A 20,865-nucleotide genomic window follows, 5' to 3' on the forward strand; every position below is an offset into this window, starting at 1 on the left:
TGGGCGGGGCGAAGGGCCCGGGCCCCGAAGGCTCAGAGGCCTCCGTAGGCGTGCTGCCAGGGCGCGGGCCGTACCCGCCAGGCACGCGGCGCCTGCCACTGGCGCACCCAGCCGGCGAACTCCTCGGCCGGCATGGGCCGGGCGATGCAGTAGCCCTGGGCCCAGGTGCAGCCCATGTCCAGCAGCATTTCGCCCTGCTCGATGGTCTCCACGCCCTCGGCGATGATGCGGTGGCCGAAGGAGTCTCCGAGTCCGATCACGCCGCGCACGATGGCGCGGTCGCCCGTGTCGGTGGTCATGTTGTGCACGAAGCTGCGGTCGAGCTTGATGTGGTCCAGCGGCAGCCGCCGCAGATAGGCGAGCGACGAGTAGCCGGTGCCGAAGTCGTCCAGCGAGACCATCACGCCCAGGGTGCGCAGGCGTTCGAGCTCGACCGCGACGTGGTCTATGTCGTAAAGCGCTGCGCTTTCGGTGATCTCGATGTCCAGCAGGTGCGGCGGCGCTTCCGGCTGCGTGGTGATGCGGTGGATCATCCAGTCGGCAAAGCCCTGGTGCTGCAGGTGCTCGGCGGAGATATTGATGCTGATGGGCAGCTCCAGCCCGGCGCGGTACAGCCCGGCGATCAGGCCCAGGGCGGTGTCGGTCACCCATTCGCCAAACAGGGCCTGCACCTCGGTGCTGTCTATCAGGTGCAGGAAGGCTGCGGGCGCGAGCAGCCCGCGCTGTTGGTGGTTCCAGCGGGCGAGTGCCTCTGCGCCGATCACCGTGCCCCGGCGCATGTCCACCTTGGGCTGCAGATAGAGCGCGAACTGGCCCTGCGCCATGGCTTCGGCCAGCTCGGTGGCCTGGGCGCGGCGTGCCAGTTGGGCCCGCTCCTGCGCCGCATCGAAGGCGTGGTAGCGGTTGCGTCCGGCCTGCTTGGCGACATACATGGCCTGGTCGGCATGGCGCAGGAGGGTGTCGGCGTCGGCCTCGTCGTCGGGAAAGAGGGTGTAGCCGATGCTGGCGGTGACGACCACGCGTTCGCCCTCCAACTGATAGGGAGCGGCCACGCCGTCCATCAACCCGCGCAACAGGCGTTCGCATTCCTCGCGCGAAGCCAGGTCGGGCATCAGCACGGCGAACTCGTCCCCGCCCAGACGCGCTACGCAGTCCATCGGCCGCAGGGCGCGGCTCAGGCGGCCGGCGATCACCACCAGCAGCTGGTCGCCCGCGCCGTGCCCCAGGCGGTCGTTGACGGGCTTGAAGCCATCCAGGTCCAGGTAGGCCAGGCCCATCAGCGTGCCGTGCTCGCGCGCCGAGTCCATCGCATCCTGCAACCGGTCTCCCATCAAGACCCGGTTGGGCAGGCCGGTCAGGGCATCGTGGTGCGCCAGCAGCTGCAAAACGGCCTGCTTTTCGTGCTGGCTGGTCACGTCGATGCCCACGCCCACCATGCGCAGCGGACCGCCCCGCAAGTCCCGCTCGATGATGGTGCCCAGGTTGCGCAGCCAGAGCGCGCCGCCGCCCTGGCTGCGCACCTGCCAGGTGGCGTCGAAAGGTGTCGTGCTCTGCGCGGCATGGCGCCGGCATTCGGCCTCGATGGATTCGAGATGCTGCGGCGCTATGGCGGTTTGCCACGGCACGCCCGCATCCCCTTCGCCCGGCTGCAGGCCGTGCAGGGCCTGCCAGCGCGAGTCACCGGTGATGAGGCCGGTCTGCAGATTCCAGTCCCAGAGGCTCAACGTGGCGGCCGAGATGGTGAGCGACAGCTGTGCTTCGCGCTCACGCACGCGCTGCTCGGCCCGCTGGCGCTCGGTGATGTCGTGCAGCACGAACAGCCAGCATGACTCACCGTTGGATTCGACCGGGCTCATCGACTGCAGCAGCGTGCGCCGCTCGCCGCTGCGCGTGCGCATCTCGGCCTCGAAGGCCAGCAATCCGCCCTGGATCTCCGCCTGCCGTCTCAGCTGGCTGCGCTGCTCCAGCGTGTAGAGCCCCAGGCCCACCACCGTGTTGTCGAGCGCCTCCTCCCGGCTGAAGCCGGTGGCCTGCTCCCAGGCGGGGTTCACGTCGATATAGGCACCGGTGGTCTGGCGCGTGAGGCCCATGGGATAGGGCATGGCGCGGAACATCTGCGCGAAGCGCGCCTCGGACTGGCGCAGGCCCTGCTCGGCGCGCTTGGCCTCGTCGATGTCCTGCAGCACGCCACGCAGGCGCACCAGGCGCCCGTTCTCGAGTTCGGGCTCTGCGCTCATGCGGACCCAGATACGACGGCCGTCGGCTCGCATGAGCTCGATTTCCATGCGCCATGCGACCGGATCGGTGAAGACCCGCAGGAAGTGCGAGCGCACCAGATCCTGCCACTCCGGGGCAATGAAATCGCGCAGGTAGTCCCGGGCCGAAGGCAGTGGCGCGCCAGGCTCCATGCCGTGGATGGCGTAGCAGACGTCAGACCAATACGCCGGCCCGCCGGGTACGGGATAGACATTCAGCCACACCCCCAGCCGCGCCATGCGCCCGGCTTGCTGCAGCACAGTGTGGGCGGCCTCCAGTTCGTCGCGCATCCGCGAGGCTTCTGTCAGATCGTGGAAAACGAACACCATGCAGCTCTCGCCATCGAGCCGGATGGTCTGGGCGGACAGCTGCCCGCGCAGCGTGCGCCCCTGTGGGGTGACCGTGATCGGCAGGCCCACGACGCCCCGCTTGAGTTCCAGCGCGGACAGCAGCGCGGCGCGTTCGCGGGCCGACGTCCAGATGCCCAGCTGCGTGGCCGTCTGCCCCACGATCTCTGAGGTCGGCCTCTCCAGCAGCCGTGCCAGCGCGGGATTCACGTCCAGGCAGCAGCCATCTCGCAGCCGGATGATGCCCGCGGGGTCCGGCAAGGTCTGGTACACGATGGTGTACTTGGCTTCCGACACGTTCAGCGCATCGAGCAGCGCGCGCTGTTCGGTCACATCGACATCCATGCCCATGATGCGCACGGCGCGGCCGTGTTCGTCGCGTTCGACCACCTGGCCGCGCGAGATGATCCAGCGCCAGCGGCCCTGCAGGTCGCGCATGCGGTACTGGGCTTCATAGGCGTCCTCGTTGCCCTGCATGGCGCTGTGCAGGTGCGGGCCGATGCGGTCGGCGTCCTCCGGGTGGCGCAGTGCATTCCAGCGCTGCCAGGCCACGTCATGCGCCACGCCGTCGGGCCCGGGGTCCTGCGGCAGGCCGAATGCCTGGTAGAACACGCCGTGGTAGATGAAGACAAAGCGCCCGCCCCGCAACTGCCACTCCCAGTGGCCGCTGCCGAAAGCCTCCAGCGTTTGCAGCAATTCCTGCTCGCGCGTGCTCAGCTGTCTCACGGTATGGCGGTAGGCGCGGTGCAATTCGAGCAGGCTCCCCAGCGCCAGCACCGCCACGCCGTAATGCCAGGGCCATGTGGCAGGTCCGCCCGCCGCCCAGGGGGCCAGCGCCACGGGCAGCAGTGCCGCCAGGGCCAGCAGCAGCCAGTTGGAACGCGCCTCGTGTCGGGCACGGATCACCGCCAACGCGCTGCCCAGCGTGACCACGGCCACGGCCTGCAGCAGTGCAGCGCCCATGGACAGGTCCTGCGCTCCCGTCAGCAGGTGGGCCACCAGGGGCAGGGCTGCGGCCACCGCGCCGGACAGCGGCCCGAAAGTGAAGCAGCAGACCGCCACCAGGGCCGGCCGGATGACCAGGTGCGTGCCATTACTCAGATGCTCGATGAGCTGGGGTGCCACCAGCCCCCCCAGCGCGGACAGCATGCCGGCGAAGGCGCCGATCGCCAATTGCCGTTGGCGCGAGCGCTGGCGTGATTGCGGCAGCATCGCCACGAAGGCGGGCAGCGACAGATACACCAGGCAGGTGAGTACGAAGGGGGCTAGCAGCACGGTCAATGCCCCGGCAGGCCAAGGCGGCTGGACCGCTGGGTGCAAGGAAAATTGGGCGTGGTATCGGCGCGCATGGCCGCGAGTGTAGGGTGCCTGCCGCCTCGCTCGGCGGAGTTTTCAGGTCACGGGCGTTGCTGCATGAGGCTGCCGGCCGCGCACGAGGCCGGTGGAGAGCATGGTGCCGCACACGATCACCAGGCCGCAGCCCAGCATCCAGGGCGTGATGGCCTCGTGCAGGAAGATGGCGCCATAGGCCACCGCGAACACCGGCGCGAGGAAGGTCACCGTCAGCGCCCGGCTCGGCCCCGCACGGGCGATCAGCCGGAAATACAGCACATAGGCGATGCCGGTGCACACCACCGAGATGAACGCGATCGCCGCCCAGGCGCGGGGTCCCGGCATCTGCGCCGGCCAGAACCAGATCGTGGGTACGGCCAGCGCCAGCGAAGCGCCCACCTGGCTGCCGGCTGCATTGGCCAGCGCCGGCACGCCCACCAGATAGCGCCGCGCGAAGCTCGCGGCCACCGCGTAGCAGGTGGTGGCCAGCAGGCAGGCCGCCATGGCCCAGATGGCATAGGGCGACTGCCCGCCCGCGCCCGACGGCACCCGCAAAGCCAGCAAGGCCACGCCGACAAAGCCCAGCACCAGGCCCAGCGTGCGCAGCCGGCTGATGCGGTCGCCCAGCCAGGCCCAGGCCACCAGCGCGCCGAAGAGCGGCACGGTGGCGTTGAGGATGGAGGTCAGGCCCGTGGCCAGGTGCGTGACCACCCAGGCATAGAGCGCGAACGGGATCGCCGAATTGATGACTCCGCTCAGCAAGATCGGCTTCCAGTGCTGCCGCAGGGCCGGCCACTGCCCCTGGCGCATCAGCAGGGGCCATAGGAAGACGGCGGCCAGGCCCGTGCGCAGGCCGGCGGTAGGCAGCGGACCGAACTCGGCCGCGCCCAGCCGCGTAAAGAGGAAGGACGAGCCCCAGATGGCGGCGAGCAGTACGAATTCGGCCACCCAGCCCCGGTCGCCCGTGGCAGAGCCTGCAGTGCTGGCGGCGCTCATGGCTGCGCCTCGGCCGCGAAGAGCGGCAGCGCGTCGTTGCCCGCGGCCGCCTTCTGCGAGGCGAGTGCGCCCTCCAGCCGCAACAGGGCCGACTTGCGCTCCAGCCCGCCGGCATAGCCCGTCAGCGCGCCGCCCGAACCCAGCACGCGGTGGCAGGGAACGATCACGCTGATGGGGTTGCGGCCCACGGCCGCGCCCACGGCGCGCACCGCCAGCGGCTGGCCGAGCTGGCGGCTGAGAGCCCCGTAGCTCATCGTCGCGCCGTGGCGAATGCTCAGCAGCGCCTGCCACACGGCCTGCTGGAAGGGCGTGCCCGAATCCAGGTCCAGCGGCAGGTCAAAGCGGGTGCGCTGGCCGGCCAGGTAATCGCACAACTGGCGGGCCGCTTCGCGCAGCACGGGGTGGCCGGATTCATGCGGCCAGGCGGCGGGCCCGTCCAGCGGCTGCACGGGCTGATGGCGCTGGCCGTCGAACCAGAGGCCGGCCAAGCCGCGGGGCGATGCGGCCAGCCGCACGTCGCCCAGCGGCGTGGCGATGCGGCTTTGCACGATGTCGGAAGAAAAGGGCATGGAATACTTCCTGGTTCAAATAGGGCTGCTGCGCTCATAAAACCTACGCATACAGCTATGTTTTTGGTAGCAATTCGGTGGCGGCAGGGGCGGCGCTGCCGGCCGTCCAGGCGCGCACCACGGCATAGCTGCGCCAGGGGCGCCAGGCGTCGGCCCGGGCGGTGGCAGCCTGCGCGGGGCGCGTCTGGCCGCGCAGGCCCAGGGCGGTGTGGATGGCGACATCACCGGCCGGAAACGCATCGGGCCAGCGCAGTGCGCGCATGGCGATGTACTGCGCCGTCCAGTCCCCGATCCCCGGCAGTGCGCAAAGCGCGGCCGTGGTCGCAGCCACGTCGGCGCCAGCATGCAGCTCCAGCTGGCCGGAATCCACGGCCCGCGCCAGCGCCACGATGGCCGCCTGCCGCTGGCGCACGATGCCGAGCGAGCCGAGCGCCTCGCCCTCGGCCGCCGCCAGGATGGCGGGTGCGGGAAACAGGCGCGAGAGCTCGGGCCAGGGCGTGGCCAGCGGCTCGCCGAAGCGCTCCACCAGCCGCTGCGCCAGCGTGCGCGCCGCGGCCACGGTGATCTGCTGGCCCAGCACGGCGCGCACCGCCAGCTCGAAGCCGTCGAAAGCACCTGGAACGCGCAGACCTTCCCCACCGGGGAAGTCGCCGCCCAGCGCAGCGTGGATGGCCTGCGGGTCGGCATCCAGATCCAGCAAGCCACGCACGCGGGCGATCACCTGCGGCAGCACCGGGTGCAGCGCGTCGCTGAACCGCAGCCAGGCGATGGGCCGATCAGTATCGAAGGCCACGTCGATCCAGCCGGCCAGGGGCGCGCCGCCGCTGCTTGCCGTCAGCCGCACGGTGCGGCGCAACGCCTGACGGCCGGCAGCTTCCTCGATCTGCTCCACGGCATGGATCTGCCGCTGCGCGAAGAAGCGCAGCAGGGCGGAAACGTCCAGCGGCGGCCGCCAGGGCAGACGCACGGTGACGGCGCCTCCCGCGCCGCCGGCCCGTGCCGGCCCGCGCTGGCGCAGCTGCGTGGGGTTGAGCCCGTAGTGCCCCGCGAAGGCGGCATTGAAACGCCGCACGCTGCCGAAGCCGCTGGCGAGCGCCACCTGGGTGACGGGCAGGTCGGTATCGGTCAAGAGCTGCTTGGCGGCCAGCAGCCGGCGCGTCTGCACGTATTGCAGGGGCGAGACGCCCAGGGTGGACTCGAACACGCGGCGCAAGTGGCGGTCGCTCACGCCCAGGCGCTCGGCCAGCGCCGCCAGGCTGGTGGTGGCAGCACCATCGCCATCGAGCAGGCGCAGGGCCTCTCGGACCAGAATGCCCGGCGCATCCTGTGTGGACCACGGCAGGCTGCGCGGCGCCAGTTCGGGCCGGCAGCGCAGGCAGGGGCGAAAGCCCGCCGCTTCGGCCTGCGCCGCCAGGGTGAAGAAGCGGCAGTTCTCGCGGCGGGGCGTGCGCACAGCGCAGACCGGGCGGCAATAGATGCCGGTGCTGGTCACGCCGGTGAAGAAACGCCCGTCGAATCGGGCATCGCGCGCGGCCAGCGCCAGATAGCGGCCCTCGTCCAGCGCCGAGGAAGGCGGGGCGCTGGGCGGGCGGGCGGTAGGGCGCGGCATGGGGCCCATCATAGGCGCCCGCCTGTGGCGCACTGGCCGTTTCCGGACCTGTGCATTGCGGCGCCGGCCTACGCGGGTGAGCGCCCGGGGGGGCCTGCGCCGCCCCTACAATGCCCGCCAACTGCGCCTGTCCGGCCTCTGCGGCAGACGCCCAGCGCCGTGGTCCACTGCCGCGGCCCGCATCCTCCAACCAAGAAGGAAACTCTCAGTGCAGATCACGCCCGCCATCTTCAAGGCCTACGACATCCGCGGCATCGTGCCGAGCACCCTGAACGAAGACGTGGCGCGCGGCCTGGGCCGTGCGTTCGGCACCGCGGCGCAGGCTCAGGGCCAGACCGTGGTGGCCGTGGGCCGCGACGGGCGGCTGTCGGGCCCGTCCCTCTCCGCCGCGCTGATCGCCGGCCTGGTGGACGTGGGCATCGAGGTGATCGACGTGGGCGCCGTCACCACGCCCATGCTGTACTTCGCGGCGCACACGCTCTGCAGCAGCGGCATCCAGGTCACCGGCAGCCACAACCCCAAGGACTACAACGGCTTCAAGATGGTGCTGGCCGGCCGCGCCATCTACGGCGACGAGATCCAGGCCCTGCGCCGCACCATGGAAGAGGAAAGCTGGCAGTTGAAGGACGGCGGCTCCGTGCGCCAGGCCGATGTGCTGCCCGCCTATTCCGAGCGCATCACCTCCGACGTGAAGCTGGCCCGCCCGCTGAAGATCGTGGTGGACAGCGGCAACGGCATCGCCGGCGCCTCGGCCCCCGGCATCTTCCGCGCCCTGGGCTGCGAAGTGATCGAGCTCTTCTCCGAGGTGGATGGCGACTTCCCCAACCACCACCCCGATCCCAGCAAGCCCGAGAACCTGCGCGACCTGATCGCCAAGCTGCAGGCCTCCGACGCCGAACTGGGCCTGGCCTTCGACGGCGACGGCGACCGCCTGGGCATCGTCACCAAGGACGGCCAGAACATCTTCCCCGACCGCCAGATGATGCTGTTCGCCCGCGACGTGCTCTCGCGCGTGCCCGGCGGCCACATCCTGTTCGACGTGAAGTGCACGCAGCGCCTGGCGCCGGCCATCGCCGAAGCCGGCGGCACGCCCGTCATGTACAAGACCGGCCATTCGCTGATCAAGGCGCGCATGAAGGAACTCGACTCGCCCCTGGGCGGCGAGATGAGCGGCCATATCTTCTTCAAGGAGCGCTGGTTCGGCTTCGACGACGGCACCTACGCCGGTTGCCGCCTGCTGGAGATCCTGAGCCGCGAGAGCGACCTGAGCGCGGTGCTCAACGGCCTGCCCACCAGCCATTCCACGCCCGAACTCAACGTGAGCTGCGAAGAGGGCGAGCCCCACAAGCTGACTGCCGAGCTGCAGGCCCTGGCCGCAGCTACCTTCCCCGCGCCCGCGCAGATCAACACCATCGACGGCCTGCGCGTGGACTGGCCAGACGGCTTCGGCCTGATCCGCGCCAGCAACACCACGCCCGTGCTGGTGCTGCGCTTCGAGGGCCACACGCCCGAAGCCATGCACCGCATCGAAGGCGAGATGCTGGCCCTGCTCGAACGCGTCAAGCCCGGCGCCCAGGTGGGCAGCGCCGCGCATTGAGGCCGGCCGCCATGCGCGTTGCGGCGGCGCAGACCTGCTCGCTGCCCGGCGGGCCGGCAGCCAACATCGGCAACCACCTGCGCTTGGCCGAGGCTGCGGCCTCGGAGGCGGTGCAGTTGCTGGTCTTTCCCGAACTCTCGCTCACTGGCTATGACCTCCAAGGCCTCGCCAGCTGGGCTGCCGAGCCCGGCGATGCGCTGTTTGCCCCGTTGCGCGAAGCAGCCCGCCGCCATGGCATGACCCTGGTGGTCGGTTCGGCTGCGCGCCCGCAAGGGGGCAAGGGGCACCCCGGGATCGGCGCATTCACCTTCCTGCCGGACGGCAGCACCCGCATCTACCGCAAGCGCCATCTGCATCCGGGCGAAGAGCTGTACGCCGCGCCCGGCCGAGAAGATGCGCACGTCCATGCCATCGGCGGTCTGCCGGTGGCCTTGGCCGTCTGTGCAGACATTGGCCACGAGCGGCATGGCGACCTCGCCCGGCAGGCCGGCGCGGAACTCTACGCGGCAGGCATCGTGATGTCCGACCGCGGGCAGGCGCAGGACACGGCCAGCGCACAGGGCCATGCCCAGCGCTGCGGCATGGCCGTGTTGGTGGCCAACCACGGCGCGCCCACGGGCGGGTACGCCTGCGTGGGCCGCAGCGCGTTCTGGGCTCCCGGTGGAGAGCGCCTGGCCGAGGCCGACGGCAGCGGCGACGGGCTGGTGATCGCGGAGCGCGGGGCCAGCGATGGCCACTGGTCTGCCTGGGCCCGCGCGGTGGCGTCGTGAACCTCGTCCGTGGGCTGTATTCCGCGCTGATGCTTGGCGCCCAGCCGCTGCTGCGCGCCAAGCTGCGCCGCCGCGGCGAGACCGAGCCCGGCTATCGCATCGCCGTGCCCGAACGCTTCGGCCATTACGCGGCGGCCGAGGGCGCGGCAAGCCCTGGAGATCGCGGAGGTCCGCTGGTCTGGATTCACGCCGTCTCCCTGGGCGAAACCCGCGCGGCCGCCATCCTGCTGAACGAGCTGCGCAGCCAGCTGCCCGGCATGCGCCTTTTGCTCACCCACGGCACGGCCACCGGCCGGGCCGAAGGGGCCAAACTGCTGCGCCCGGGCGATGTGCAGGTCTGGCAGCCCTGGGACACCCCGGGTGCCGTGGGCCGCTTTCTCGGCCGCTTCCGCCCGGCCATCGGCGTGCTGATGGAAACCGAGATCTGGCCCAACCTGGTGGCCGGCTGCCAGCGGCGCGGCATTCCGCTGGTGCTCGCGAACGCGCGGCTCAACGACAAGTCACTGGCCGGAGCGCTCCGCTGGGCCTGGCTGGCACGGCCGGCCTATGCAGGCCTGGCGGCGGTCTGGGCGCAGACCGAAGCCGATGCCGAGCGGCTGCGTGCCGCAGGCGCCCGGGTGGAGGGCGTGTTCGGCAACCTCAAGTTCGACGTGGTGCCCGATGCGGCGCTGCTGGCGCAGGGCCGGGCCTGGCGCGATGCCAGCCCGCGCCCGGTGGTGCTGCTCGCCAGCAGCCGTGAGGGCGAGGAAGAGCTGTGGCTCTCGGCATTGCAGGCGAAACGGTCTGCAGCCCAGGCTTCATCTGCACATGAAGCTCCTGAAAGCATAGCAAGCCACGCCGTGCAGTGGCTGGTGGTGCCGCGCCACCCGCAGCGTTTCGCCGAAGTGCGTGAGCGGATCGAGGCGGCCGGCCTCAGCGTCTCCAGCCGCAGCAGCTGGGCCGGCGCGCCCGGCACGGCCGACGTGTGGCTGGGCGATTCGCTGGGCGAGATGGCGCTCTATTACGGCCTGGCCCACGCCGCGCTGCTGGGGGGCAGCTTCGCCCCGCTGGGGGGGCAGAACCTGATCGAGGCGGCGGCCTGCGGCTGCCCGGTGGTCACCGGCCCGCACACGTTCAACTTCGCCGAGGCGGCGCGGCTCGCCTGCGAGGCGGGTGCCGCGCTGCGCGTGGCGGACATGGCCGAGGGCGTGGCCGCTGCGCAGGCGCTGGTGCAGGACGGCGCCCGGCTGGCCCAGGCGCAGCAGCGGGCGCAGGACTTCACCGCCGCGCACCGGGGCGCGGCCGGGGCCACCGCGCGGGCGGTGGTGCAGCGGCTTCGGCCAACAGGCGCCGTCTGACCCTTGGAGCCCGACAGCGGCGGGGCCACGCGTCCCGGCTTGACGCGTATCGCGGCCTTGCACCGGCACCTGCCGCAAAATGCGGGTCTGCACCTCCGTGCCCGAGCGACCGTCCATGATCGAAAAACACTACCTCACCCCGCTCTTCGCCCCCACCTCCATCGCCGTGCTGGCGGGCCGGGCGGACGAACCCGATACGCTCACGCCCAGCGGCCGGGCGCTGCATGAGGCACTGCGGGCGCAGCGCTTTGCCGGCACGCTGCAGTTTCTGGACATCCACACCAGCGGCACGCTGGCCGACCTGGCGCAGACCCGCGCTGATCTGGCGGTGATTGCGCTGCCGCCTGCCGACACGGTGGCAGCGCTGGAGGTGGCCGGCCGCATCGGCTGCCGGGCGGCCCTGGTGCTGTCGCACGGGCTGGATGGAGACCAGGCGGCGCGGCTCAAGCAGATCGCGCGGCGCGAGGGCATGTACCTGCTGGGTCCCAATTCGCTGGGCCTGCAGCGCCCACACCTGCAGCTCAACGCCAGCGCCGCCGGGCCTCTAGCGCGCGAAGGCTCGCTGGCGCTCGTTTGCCAGTCCGGCTCGCTCACGGCGTCCATCCTGGACTGGGCCAGCAAGAACGCGGTCGGCTTTTCCACCGTGGTGTCGCTGGGGCGCAATACGGACGTGGACATCGCGGAGGTGCTGGACTTCCTCGCCAACGATGCGCGTACGCAGAGCATCGTGGTCTATATGGAAGGCATCTCCAGCGCCCGCCGCTTCATGAGCGCGCTGCGCTCGGCCGCCAACGCCAAGCCGGTGGTGGTGCTCAAGGCCGGTCGCAAGCCCGCCGGGAACGCGGCCGCGCAGACGCACAGCGGCACCATCGTGGGCAGCGACGACGTGTTCGACGCCGCGCTGCGCCGCGCGGGCGCGGTGCGGGTGCGCTCCTTCGTGGAGCTCTTTTCGGCCGCCAAGTGCCTTGCCTCGCGCTACCGGCCGGTGGGCAAGCGCCTGGCCATCATCACCAACGGCGGTGGCCCGGGCGTGCTGGCGGCCGACTGGGTCAACGAGATCCATCTGGAGCTCGCCCGGCTCTCGGCCGAGTCGGCCACGGCGCTGTCGGCGCAGCTGCCGCCGCTGGCCTCGCTGGCGGACCTGATCGACGTCTCCGAAGAGGCGAGCCCCGAGCATTACCGCGCCGCGATCGCATCGGCCGCGCGCGACCGGCAGGTGGACGGGCTGCTGGCCATCTTCTCGCCCAAGGTGGGTACCGATTCAGCCGCCGTGGCCCAGGTGCTGGCCGAGGCCAAGCAGCACATCGGCAAGCCGTTGCTGGCCTGCTGGATGGGCGACGCCTCGGTGGTGCCGGGCCGCGAAGTCCTGCGCGCCGCCGAGATCCCCAATTTCCGCACGCCGGAGGCCGCAGTGGGCGCCTTCGGCAACATCGCGTCGTTCTATCAGAACCAGCAATTGCTGCAGCAGACGCCGCCACCGCTCACGGCGCTGGCCAAGCCCGACATCGAGGGCGCGCGCCTGGTCATCGAAAGCGTGCTGGCCGAGCGCCGCAACGTGCTGACCGAGATGGAGTCCAAGACCCTGCTCGCGGCCTTCCACATCCCCGTCACCAAGACCATCCTGGCGCGCAGCAGCCACGAGGCGATGATGATCGCCACGCAGCTGGGCTTTCCGGTAGCGCTCAAGATCGACTCGCCCGACGTGACGCACAAGTCCGACGTGGGCGGCGTGGCGCTCAACATCCACAGCGGCCAGGCGGCACGCGACACCTACACCGACATGGTGCAGCGCGTGGCGCGGCTGCAGCCCGGCGCGCGCATCAACGGCGTGACGGTGCAGAACATGGCGCGTGCCCGGCGCGGGCGGGAGATCTGCATCGGCGTGGTGACCGATGATCCCTTCGGCCCGGTCATCACCTTCGGCGCGGGAGGCACCATGGTGGAGCTGATCGACGACCGTGCCATGGAGCTGCCGCCGCTCAACCAGTTCCTCGCACGCCGGCTGATCGACCGCTCCCGCGTGGCCGAGACGCTGGGCGAGTGGCGCGGCGCCAGCGCCGTGCACCGCGAGGCGCTGGAGCAGGTGCTGCTGCGGGTCTCCGAAATGGTCTGCGCGCTGCCCCAGCTGCGCGAGATGGACATCAACCCGCTGATCGCCGACGAAGAAGGCGCCGTTGCGGTGGATGCGCGCATCGTCATCGCCAGCGTGGGCCAGGGCCTGGCAGCCCGCACCGATGCCGGTGGGCCGAGCAACTACCACCATCTGGCGATCCTGCCGTACCCGGCGCGCTACGAGCAGATCTGGCCGATGCGCGGCGGCGGGGAGTTTCTCGTGCGGCCCATCCGCCCCGACGATGCGCAGATGCTGCAGACGCTGGTCAAGGGCATGTCGCCCGAGAGCCGCTATTTCCGCTTCATCTCGCAGCTGGCCGAGCTGCCCGCGAGCATGCTGGCGCGCTTCACGCTGATCGACTACGACCGCGAGATGGCCCTGGTGGCCGTGGTGCGCGAACGGTCGGTCAATGCCGCCGGCGACGTGACCGAGAACGAGCGGGTGGTGGGCGTGTCGCGCTACGTGACCAACCCGGACCAGTCGAGCTGCGAGTTCTCGCTGGTGGTGGCCGACGACTTCAACGGCCGCGGGCTCGGCTCGCGCCTGATGCTGAGCATCATGGACGTGGCCCGCGACCGGGGCCTGGCCGAGATCAACGGGCTGGTGCTGTCCAACAACCCCAGCATGCTCAAGCTCATGCGGCGCCTGGGCTTCGAGGTCAAGGCCTTCGAGGAAGACCGCGACTTCAAGCTGGTGGTGCATCAGCTCTAACCACCTGCATTCGGCTGCCCGGCGGGCGCCGATCTGCGCGGGAGAGGGAGAGGGACAGGGAGCGGGGCAGGGCGCCGCTCCGTCCGTACGGCGCTATATCTTTGATAGCTGGATACCCTTGGTCTGCCTGCACTGCAGGCCTCCCAGGCTTGCGGAAGCCCGCTCAGCGCACCAGCAGCGCGTCCAGCGCGTTCACGTCCTTATCGGTCAGCGTGCCCGCGGCCTGCTTCAGGCGCAGGCCGCCCATCAGCACGTTGTAGCGCGCCTGGGCCAGGTCGCGCCGGGTCTGGAAGAGCTGGCTCTGCGCGTTCAGCACGTCGATGTTGATGCGCACGCCCACTTGGTAGCCCAGCTGGTTGGCCTCCAGTGCGCTCTGGCTGGAGGCTTCGGCGGCCTGCAGCGCGGCGACCTGGCTCTGGCCGGACTGCACTCCGAAGAAGGCGGTGCGCGTGGCCTGCGCCACGCTGCGGCGGGCGTTCTCCAGGTCGGCGCGGGCCTTTTCCTCCAGCGACAGCGTTTCCTTCACCCGGTTCTGAACCGCGAAGCCGGCAAAGAGCGGCAGCGTGAGCGCCACGCCCACGCTGGCGTTGTTGGTGCGCGAACTCAGGCCCGGCGTGGTGACCGTGCCGCGCGGGTTGCGCACCACGGCGTAGCCGGCCTGCAGGTCCACGGTGGGCAGGTGGCCGGTCTCGGCCTTGCGGGTTTCCAGCTCGGCCACGTCCAGCGCGATGGCGGCCTGCCGCACCTGGGGCTGCTGGTCCTCGGCGGTGCGCACCCAGGTGCTCACGTCGGCCGGCAGCACGGTGGGCAGCTGCACGGGCTGCCTGAGGGGCAGCGGGGCGGTGCCGGGGCGGCCCACCACCTGGTCCAGCGCCAGGCGCTTGATGCGCAGGTCGTTCTCGGCGGCGATCTCCTGCGCCGCGACCAGGTCGAAGCGCGCCTGCGCCTCGCGCGAGTCGGTGATGGTGGCCGTGCCCACCTCGAAGTTGCGCTGGGCGGCGGCGCGCTGCTCGGTCACGGCAGCCTTCTGGGCTTGCACGAAGGCGAGCGTGTCCTGCGCGGCCAGCACGTCGAAATAGGCCTGGCTCACGCGCACCAGCAGGTCCTGGCTGGCAGCATCGAGCTGGGCCTGGGCGATGGCCACGCTGCGCTGGCCTTGCTCGAAGGCGATGCGGTTGGCCGGTCGGTAGATCGGCTGGGTGGCGTTCACGCCGACCTGCTGGGTGGGGGCGTTCAGGTCAATGGGCGGGCGCGAGACCTCGGTCTGCGCGTAGCTCGCGCCGGCCGAAAGGCCCACCGTGGGGAGCAGCCCGGCGCGAGCCTGCTCGGCACGGCTGCCGGCCGCGTCGAACTGGGCGCGGGCGGACTGCCAGGGCGCATCGTAGGCACGTGCCAGCGCCACCATCTCGGAGAGGCTTTGCGCCTGGACCAGCGATGCCAGGCCCAGCGTCGCGCACAGAGCCACCGCGGCGCGCGCAGCCCGCGTGAGGGAGGTCTTCACCATAAGTCTCGTCTTCCTTTGTCTGCAAAACCTGCCCATGGGGTCGCCCCTTGCGCCACGCATGAAGTGACGCATGGCAAAAGAAACGCTTGGCACTGCGCGGCCTGGCGGGCTGCACGGTAGTGCGCACGCCTGATTCGCCTGACTTCAGTAGCGCGGCACGGCCGCATCGCGTTCCTGCGACCAGGCGTCGATGCCGCCGCTGATGTTCGCGACACGCTCGAAGCCGTGATGTTCCAGGAAAGTTGCGACCCGCAGGCTGCGCATGCCGTGGTGGCACAGGCAGGCTACGGGACGGCTGGCATCGAGTTCGGCCAGCCGGTCGGGCACCGAGCCCATGGGAATGGTGAGCAGGTCAAAGCCTTCGGCCGCCACGCTGGCGGTCTGCAGTTCCCAGGGTTCGCGCACGTCCAGCACCAGGGGGCGGCCGGCGTCAGGCACGGCGGCGAACCAGTCGGACAGCTGGGCGGGGCGGACTTGGTCGATCATGCGAAGGCTCGGCTGGAAAGAGGGTGGTGAAGGCGTAGGGGAGCGGTCGAGGCGCGCAGGATGTGTTGCCCATCAGGCAAGTCAGCAGCCCGGCGCGCCGTTCAACGCTCAGAACGTGAAGGCAGAGGGCTCGCGGAAGTGCTGCAGGCGCGGGGCGATGGTGTCCCACGGCGTGGTGGTGTCGAAGCGGTTGCCGGCGCGGCGCACGAGCGTGGTGCGCATCATCGGCTCCACGCCCACGATCGCGCCCAGGCGGCCGCCTTCGCGCAGACGCGACAGCAGTTCGGCAGGCACCTCGGCGACGGAGCCGCTCAGCACGATCACGTCGAACGGCCCTTCGGGCAGCTGGGCTGCATCGGCGCCGTCGGCCTGGCGCACTTCGACGTTGGTGATGCCGGCGCTCTGCAGGTTCTCGCGCGCGAATTCGACCAGAGCGGGGGCGATTTCCAGCGTGGTGACGTGTTGCGCGCGGGCGGCCAGCAGAGCGGCCATGTAGCCGGAGCCGGTGCCGATCTCGAGCACGCGGTCGGTGGGGCGCACCTGCAGGTCCTGCAGCAGACGGGCTTCGACGCGGGGCGCCAGCATGCACTGACCCAGACGCTGGGCTTCTTCAGCCGACGCGTTGAGGGGGATCTCGGTGTCCATGAACGCCATGCCGTAGTGCGCCGCAGGCACGAACTCTTCCCGGCGCATGACGGCGAGAAGCTCCAGCACCTCGGGGTCGAGCACATTCCAGGGACGGATCTGCTGCTCGATCATGTTGTAGCGCGCCTGGGCGATCGGATCGCTGGGGTTGGCGGACGTGTTCAGGGGCATGTTCATGGGGGACTCCGGGACTCGTGGATCAGAGGGTCAGGACGACGATGACAAACCCACGATTCTAGGCGGCGGGGCGGGGTCAGCTGCAGAGCGAGCGCGCAGGCCGCGCAGCAAGGTGTCGGCCACGGCATCGAGGTAGCGTTCGGGCGCGATGGGCTGGGAGCCGTCCACGCACATGCCCTGGGAATGGCGGCTCAGCGCCAGAAAGACGAGCGGCGCGAGCACAGGGTAAATGGCGTAATCCAGGTCCGCCACCTCGAATTCGCCCTGGTCCACTCCGCGCTGCAGGGCGCGGCGGATGAGGCGGTTACCCGGCTCCACCACTTCCTCCTGGTAGAAGCGGGCGATTTCCGGGAAGTTCTGCGCCTCGTAGAGCATCAGCTTGGTGATGCCCGAGGCCCGCGTAGAGCCGATGCGGTCCCACCATTCCTGCAGGCAGCAGCGGACCAGTTCGCTGCTGGAGCCGGTAAAGGCCTCCACCTCCATGTCCCATTCTGCGAAGCGACCGGCGATGGTCTCTCGCACCACGGCCTTGAAGAGGTCTTCCTTGCTGGGAAAGTAGAGGAACAGCGTGCCTTTGGAGACCCCCGCGCGTGCGGCGACTTCGTCCACCTTGGTGGCGGCGTAACCTTTTTCGACGAACAAGTCCAGCGCTGCGTCGAGCAACTCGCCCGGACGCGCCTCCTTGCGGCGCTCGCGTCGGGGGCTTTCGTCTGCGGCCGGGGAGAGTGGGAGGGATTTGGCGGACATCGCGTTAATGACTGACTGGTTAGTAATGTAGCAAGCGCTCGAAGCATCGTCAACGCGTGCGCAGGCCCCCACACCACACCCACACCCACACCCACACCCAGCCAGGGCATTTCGGCGTGCGAATGCAGGAAAAGGGGCATCTGACAGAATCTGACGCACATCTCTCAAGGAGTTCCATGGACCAGCCGGCAAGCGCTTCGCATTTGGAAACCATCGTCCTCGGCGGTGGCTGTTTTTGGTTGGGGGAGTCAACTTATCGTTGTTTTATAGCAACAAAATACATCTAAGTTGTTGATCTCTAAGACTACGAATTTTTGGTTGATTTTTATTGGTTGTTCTGTTGGTTGTTTGTTCAGGTGCTGACCCCTTGGCTGGTGCCGGTCCCCAAGGACCTCACAAGTTAGAAGGACACGACGTAGCGGTCCAGAACAGCCAGATAGATCCAGCAGCTACGCACCCCTTACCCTATGAGAAAAAATCGCTCTATGACGGTTTAAACGTGTTCTGTGGGGTGTTCAGTCAACCTGCTCTAAAAGGAATGGAAGTCAAATGACTTCCATTTTTTTTGAGTAGGTGCCCTCGGCAGAGATCAAACCCACTTAGGTTTGAAAGAGCTTCCATTTTTGTACTGTGCTGCTTGTTTTTGAACTAACTCGGCAGTTGCTTCCTGTTCTTGTTTTGCTTTCAAAATATCAATTTGTTGTTGTAGCTGGTAGATCTGTCTCAATAATTCCTGTTTTTTAATAATGTCGGATAACTTGAACATACTCAAACTTCCAATTTGAAGTTCCAGAGCATTTTTTGACGACAATATTTGGTTAATTTGTATCGTTAAAAACGAAGCTCTTGAACCTACTGCTGTTTGTGCCAATTGAGCCAATGCAGAAATGGCAGGTTTTTGATCATGCTTCGGTTGATCCTTGGTGGCAGGTTTAATCACTGGATCAATTGGTTTACTCAGTTCCTGTTTTTTGTGGTCATTTTTTACATTGATCTCGTCTTTCTTCAATGAAGATTTTTCTTCCTGAATTCTCTTTTCTGTATTTATTTTTACATAATCAGGTTGCTCATCTGATGACTGTGGTTGTTTAGGCTGCTGTTCTGGTTTCTTAGATACAGATTTAGCCTTCATAGACTTTGGGCCAAAAGTACGAACCTTCTTTTCTTTCTGTTGAAACTGCTTCTTAAAAAATTCATGGCGGGTTTGTTTTAAGCGATCAATCTTCTCTTTGTTATTATTAAACTGATCCTGAGTGAGATCACTATTCTTTGATTGCTGAAATTCTTTGGACTGCTGTTTTAATTTATTATAGTCAGCACCTTCTTCAAAAACAGATCCCTTCAAACGGATAGCTTTTTGTTCACCTTCTGGTTTGAAGGAAATATAATTCTCTCCTACTCTGTTCACTTCACCTTGTTCTTTGAGTAGATTAATAATATCTTGACGATTTTTGATCTCGTCATTTTCAATGGCAGACTTAAAAACCTCTTTCAAGTTATCTCTAATTTCTTTGTGTGTTTTGGCTTGTTGACAGATTTGGGAAGTCGCTTCTTTCAAAGGAATAATTTTTTGTTCAAATTTTGAACGAGAAATTTTCAATGGATCTGCGATAACTTGATCGTAACCAAGTAAGTGATTTGTATTTTGAACCCAAGCATCATTGAACTCATGTTGAAGTGTCCCAGGTGGAAAAGGGTTCATTTGTTTTCCAGTGGTCAACTCTGTGGTTGCTAAAAAATAATTCAATTCGAGGTTTCCTTTATCGAAATGAGAAACCCAGGCGATTGAATAATTTTTATCTTTTTCAAGTCCAGGTAAAAAGGTGGCTTCAAAGTCTTTTATGATCGCCAGTTGCTGTTTTAAGCTGGGTTTTTCTGTATCACGAAATGAAAGACAACCAGTCGCATATTTATGTGCTCTGGTCGTCATGTTGGCGATTTTGGCTACATTATTAGGATCACCTTCAAGAATTTCAGGAGCAACAGAACGAAGCTTTCCAGTGTGATCCTTATCACTTAAAAGATAGTTAGCAGCCTTTTGGGGATCACCTTTCCCATGCTTCATTCGGACGTGGAGCATTTCATTCTCCGTCATTCAAATTGGAAATTTTCTCCAATTCAATTCTAATTTTTTCAAGTTCTGCAATCAAAGTCTTTGCAGTAATAAACTCATATTTTGAGTTCACCTGCTTTGTGAGTTGATTGAAGTTTGATCCAATTTTTCCAAGTGCTCCAGCAACTTTGAGGCGATCAATGTTGGTCTGTTTTTTATTATTAAGGTGAATTTCGACAATGTCTTCGTCACCAAAAATACAAGCACGAGCATAACGAGCCATTGAATTGTGTCTTCCAATCTTGTGCCACTTGTTGACGAGTGCTTCAAATTCGACTTCGGAAAGTTTGATTTCAAAACGAGTGTTTCTCTTAAACTTGTGATCGTCATTAGTTCTTCCTGTGTGTTGTTTTAGCTCTGCCATGATATTCTCCATAGGTATTCGTAAGGGTCATAGGGCAACGCCCTATCAAGGGATTTTTCTAGGACAGAAGCTATGAAATAGCTGAAATGTCCGTATAGAAAAATTGGCCTTGCTTTATATGTATTAATCTTACGAAATAGAAATGAAATGTCCACGATCTGAGTGAAATTCGATAGCAATCAGATTGAAGAAGACAAGAAAAAGGCAGAAAATTTTATGGGTTAGCAATCAATCATATTAAAGAAGACAAGCAAGAAAGGGGCAATCTGATTTAATCTGCTTGCTTTCAATTTGGTTGGTTGTTGTCTGATTAAATATGATTTGCCTGATATGATTTAATCCGATTGATTGATAGACATTTTTCGAAGGGTGTCGAAGACACAAGACCCAATCCGATTAAATCCGAGGTCGATAGCTTCTTATCCTTGTTTGCTCTTTTTGAGTTGTTATTATGAAATAACATTCAAGGAGAATTTATGGAAGAACTAGAACAAGAAAAGAGCACCAAAGAAAAAAGTAAGTTTGAAAAAGACCATGTGAAGATTTCTGTTTTTTTGAGAAATGACCAGGTTGAATATTTGAGTAAAGAACATATTGAACCAAATAATTCAAATATGTCATTGGTCGTTAGAAGTGCGGTGGATGTCTTCATTGAAAAAGACAAAAAGCAAAAGCTCACCATTTTAAAGAAAATTCTTGGTGATCAAGTTTATGAAGAACTGGTTCAACTTTCTGCTTCCTGTGGAAAAGAAATTGAAGCCACCATGATTGAGTTGATTAAATTAAATTGCGAAGTTGAAAAGCAGGATCAGCAGACAGAACAAGAACCTGTTGATCAATTTGCTTGGAATTCTTCTGCTGGTTGATCACGATAGTGAAAATGGACCAGCTCGTCTGGGTCCTTCTGGAACAAAAAAGCTACTCATTGAGTAGCTTTTCTATTTGGACTGTGGAAATTTTTGGCGTGGGGAAATTATTCTTTATTCTTTTTATGGATAATGATTAATGTTAGAAGGAATGGTTGATATATGGTGCTTAAAGTCAAACATTCTTTATCAAACATACCAAAAGGGGTTGGAAGACCAATCGTGAAGTCTTGTTAATCAATGGCTCTGGGGGTTGGTTGAGAATTTAGGGGGTTGGTTGAAGGGGTTGGAAGACCTATCGTGAAGCCTTATTAATCAATGCCTGT

Annotated in this window: 15 protein-coding genes; 5 read left to right on the top strand and 10 right to left on the bottom strand. The window is 64.9% G+C overall.

Features of this window, described 5'->3' with window-relative positions; translation table 11 throughout:
* Positions 1-32: 32 nt before the first annotated feature.
* From AC3A84_RS08090 to AC3A84_RS08105, 4 genes are all read right to left on the bottom strand, one after another.
* Positions 33-3,878 carry a sensor domain-containing protein gene (locus AC3A84_RS08090; RefSeq protein WP_487969086.1) on the bottom strand — a complete coding sequence of 1,282 codons (3,846 nt, stop codon included), beginning with the start codon at positions 3,876-3,878 and terminating at the stop codon, positions 33-35.
* 117 nt (positions 3,879-3,995) lie between these two features.
* On the bottom strand, positions 3,996-4,931 hold the full coding sequence (locus AC3A84_RS08095) for a DMT family transporter (protein WP_487969087.1): 936 nt from the start codon (positions 4,929-4,931) through the stop codon (positions 3,996-3,998).
* Positions 4,928-5,500 (bottom strand): methylated-DNA--[protein]-cysteine S-methyltransferase, encoded by a 573-nt coding sequence (locus tag AC3A84_RS08100; protein ID WP_487969088.1) that lies wholly within the window; start codon positions 5,498-5,500, stop codon positions 4,928-4,930. Before AC3A84_RS08100 ends, AC3A84_RS08095 begins: the two co-directional genes overlap by 4 nt.
* Before the next feature lie 55 nt (positions 5,501-5,555).
* Positions 5,556-7,118, bottom strand: a complete 1,563-nt coding sequence (locus AC3A84_RS08105; RefSeq protein WP_487969316.1) for a DNA-3-methyladenine glycosylase 2 family protein — start codon at positions 7,116-7,118, stop codon at positions 5,556-5,558.
* Positions 7,119-7,317: 199 nt separating this feature from the next.
* Between AC3A84_RS08105 and AC3A84_RS08110 the strand changes: the two genes are divergently transcribed.
* From AC3A84_RS08110 to AC3A84_RS08125, 4 genes are all read left to right on the top strand, one after another.
* Entirely contained in the window at positions 7,318-8,706 is a 1,389-nt protein-coding gene (locus tag AC3A84_RS08110; protein WP_487969090.1) for a phosphomannomutase/phosphoglucomutase, read from the top strand.
* Between the two features lie 11 nt (positions 8,707-8,717).
* Entirely contained in the window at positions 8,718-9,476 is a 759-nt protein-coding gene (locus AC3A84_RS08115; protein WP_487969092.1) for a carbon-nitrogen hydrolase family protein, read from the top strand.
* A 29-nt stretch (positions 9,477-9,505) separates the two neighbouring features.
* Positions 9,506-10,813, top strand: a complete 1,308-nt coding sequence (locus AC3A84_RS08120; RefSeq protein ID WP_487969318.1) for a 3-deoxy-D-manno-octulosonic acid transferase — start codon at positions 9,506-9,508, stop codon at positions 10,811-10,813.
* 115 nt (positions 10,814-10,928) lie between these two features.
* Positions 10,929-13,637, top strand: coding sequence for a bifunctional acetate--CoA ligase family protein/GNAT family N-acetyltransferase (locus tag AC3A84_RS08125; protein WP_487969093.1), 2,709 nt, complete (start codon positions 10,929-10,931; stop codon positions 13,635-13,637).
* Positions 13,638-13,800: 163 nt separating this feature from the next.
* Here the strand turns inward: AC3A84_RS08125 and AC3A84_RS08130 are convergent, their stop codons facing one another.
* The 6 genes from AC3A84_RS08130 to AC3A84_RS08155 form a co-directional block, all read right to left on the bottom strand.
* Positions 13,801-15,141 carry a TolC family outer membrane protein gene (locus AC3A84_RS08130; RefSeq protein WP_487969094.1) on the bottom strand — a complete coding sequence of 447 codons (1,341 nt, stop codon included), beginning with the start codon at positions 15,139-15,141 and terminating at the stop codon, positions 13,801-13,803.
* A gap of 144 nt (positions 15,142-15,285) precedes the next feature.
* Positions 15,286-15,627, bottom strand: a complete 342-nt coding sequence (locus AC3A84_RS08135; protein WP_487969095.1) for a rhodanese-like domain-containing protein — start codon at positions 15,625-15,627, stop codon at positions 15,286-15,288.
* Positions 15,628-15,735: 108 nt separating this feature from the next.
* Positions 15,736-16,449: a protein-L-isoaspartate O-methyltransferase family protein gene (locus AC3A84_RS08140; protein ID WP_487969096.1), complete on the bottom strand. Its 714-nt coding sequence runs from the start codon at positions 16,447-16,449 to the stop codon at positions 15,736-15,738.
* 30 nt (positions 16,450-16,479) lie between these two features.
* Positions 16,480-17,196: a TetR/AcrR family transcriptional regulator gene (locus AC3A84_RS08145; RefSeq protein ID WP_487969097.1), complete on the bottom strand. Its 717-nt coding sequence runs from the start codon at positions 17,194-17,196 to the stop codon at positions 16,480-16,482.
* Between the two features lie 589 nt (positions 17,197-17,785).
* Complete coding sequence (locus tag AC3A84_RS08150) at positions 17,786-19,276, bottom strand: relaxase family protein (RefSeq protein ID WP_487969098.1); 1,491 nt, start codon at positions 19,274-19,276, stop codon at positions 17,786-17,788.
* A 1-nt stretch (position 19,277) separates the two neighbouring features.
* Positions 19,278-19,673 (bottom strand): plasmid mobilization protein, encoded by a 396-nt coding sequence (locus AC3A84_RS08155; protein WP_487969099.1) that lies wholly within the window; start codon positions 19,671-19,673, stop codon positions 19,278-19,280.
* 476 nt (positions 19,674-20,149) lie between these two features.
* On the opposite strand from AC3A84_RS08155, the gene AC3A84_RS08160 reads away from it, so the two are divergent.
* Positions 20,150-20,539, top strand: a complete 390-nt coding sequence (locus AC3A84_RS08160) for a hypothetical protein (protein ID WP_487969100.1) — start codon at positions 20,150-20,152, stop codon at positions 20,537-20,539.
* Positions 20,540-20,865 lie beyond the last annotated feature (326 nt).

It is taken from the genome of Paracidovorax sp. (assembly GCF_057642795.1).

Excerpts from the sequence above, each read along its gene's own strand:
- AC3A84_RS08130 (WP_487969094.1), bottom strand. The coding sequence starts at position 15,141 with ATGGTGAAGACCTCCCTCACGCGGGCTGCGCGCGCCGCGGTGGCTCTG.
- AC3A84_RS08120 (WP_487969318.1), top strand. The coding sequence starts at position 9,506 with ATGCTTGGCGCCCAGCCGCTGCTGCGCGCCAAGCTGCGCCGCCGCGGC.
- AC3A84_RS08150 (WP_487969098.1), bottom strand. The coding sequence starts at position 19,276 with ATGCTCCACGTCCGAATGAAGCATGGGAAAGGTGATCCCCAAAAGGCT.
- AC3A84_RS08115 (WP_487969092.1), top strand. The coding sequence starts at position 8,718 with ATGCGCGTTGCGGCGGCGCAGACCTGCTCGCTGCCCGGCGGGCCGGCA.
- AC3A84_RS08095 (WP_487969087.1), bottom strand. The coding sequence starts at position 4,931 with ATGAGCGCCGCCAGCACTGCAGGCTCTGCCACGGGCGACCGGGGCTGG.
- AC3A84_RS08100 (WP_487969088.1), bottom strand. The coding sequence starts at position 5,500 with ATGCCCTTTTCTTCCGACATCGTGCAAAGCCGCATCGCCACGCCGCTG.
- AC3A84_RS08145 (WP_487969097.1), bottom strand. The coding sequence starts at position 17,196 with ATGTCCGCCAAATCCCTCCCACTCTCCCCGGCCGCAGACGAAAGCCCC.
- AC3A84_RS08155 (WP_487969099.1), bottom strand. The coding sequence starts at position 19,673 with ATGGCAGAGCTAAAACAACACACAGGAAGAACTAATGACGATCACAAG.
- AC3A84_RS08160 (WP_487969100.1), top strand. The coding sequence starts at position 20,150 with ATGGAAGAACTAGAACAAGAAAAGAGCACCAAAGAAAAAAGTAAGTTT.
- AC3A84_RS08135 (WP_487969095.1), bottom strand. The coding sequence starts at position 15,627 with ATGATCGACCAAGTCCGCCCCGCCCAGCTGTCCGACTGGTTCGCCGCC.
- AC3A84_RS08140 (WP_487969096.1), bottom strand. The coding sequence starts at position 16,449 with ATGAACATGCCCCTGAACACGTCCGCCAACCCCAGCGATCCGATCGCC.
- AC3A84_RS08125 (WP_487969093.1), top strand. The coding sequence starts at position 10,929 with ATGATCGAAAAACACTACCTCACCCCGCTCTTCGCCCCCACCTCCATC.
- AC3A84_RS08105 (WP_487969316.1), bottom strand. The coding sequence starts at position 7,118 with ATGGGCCCCATGCCGCGCCCTACCGCCCGCCCGCCCAGCGCCCCGCCT.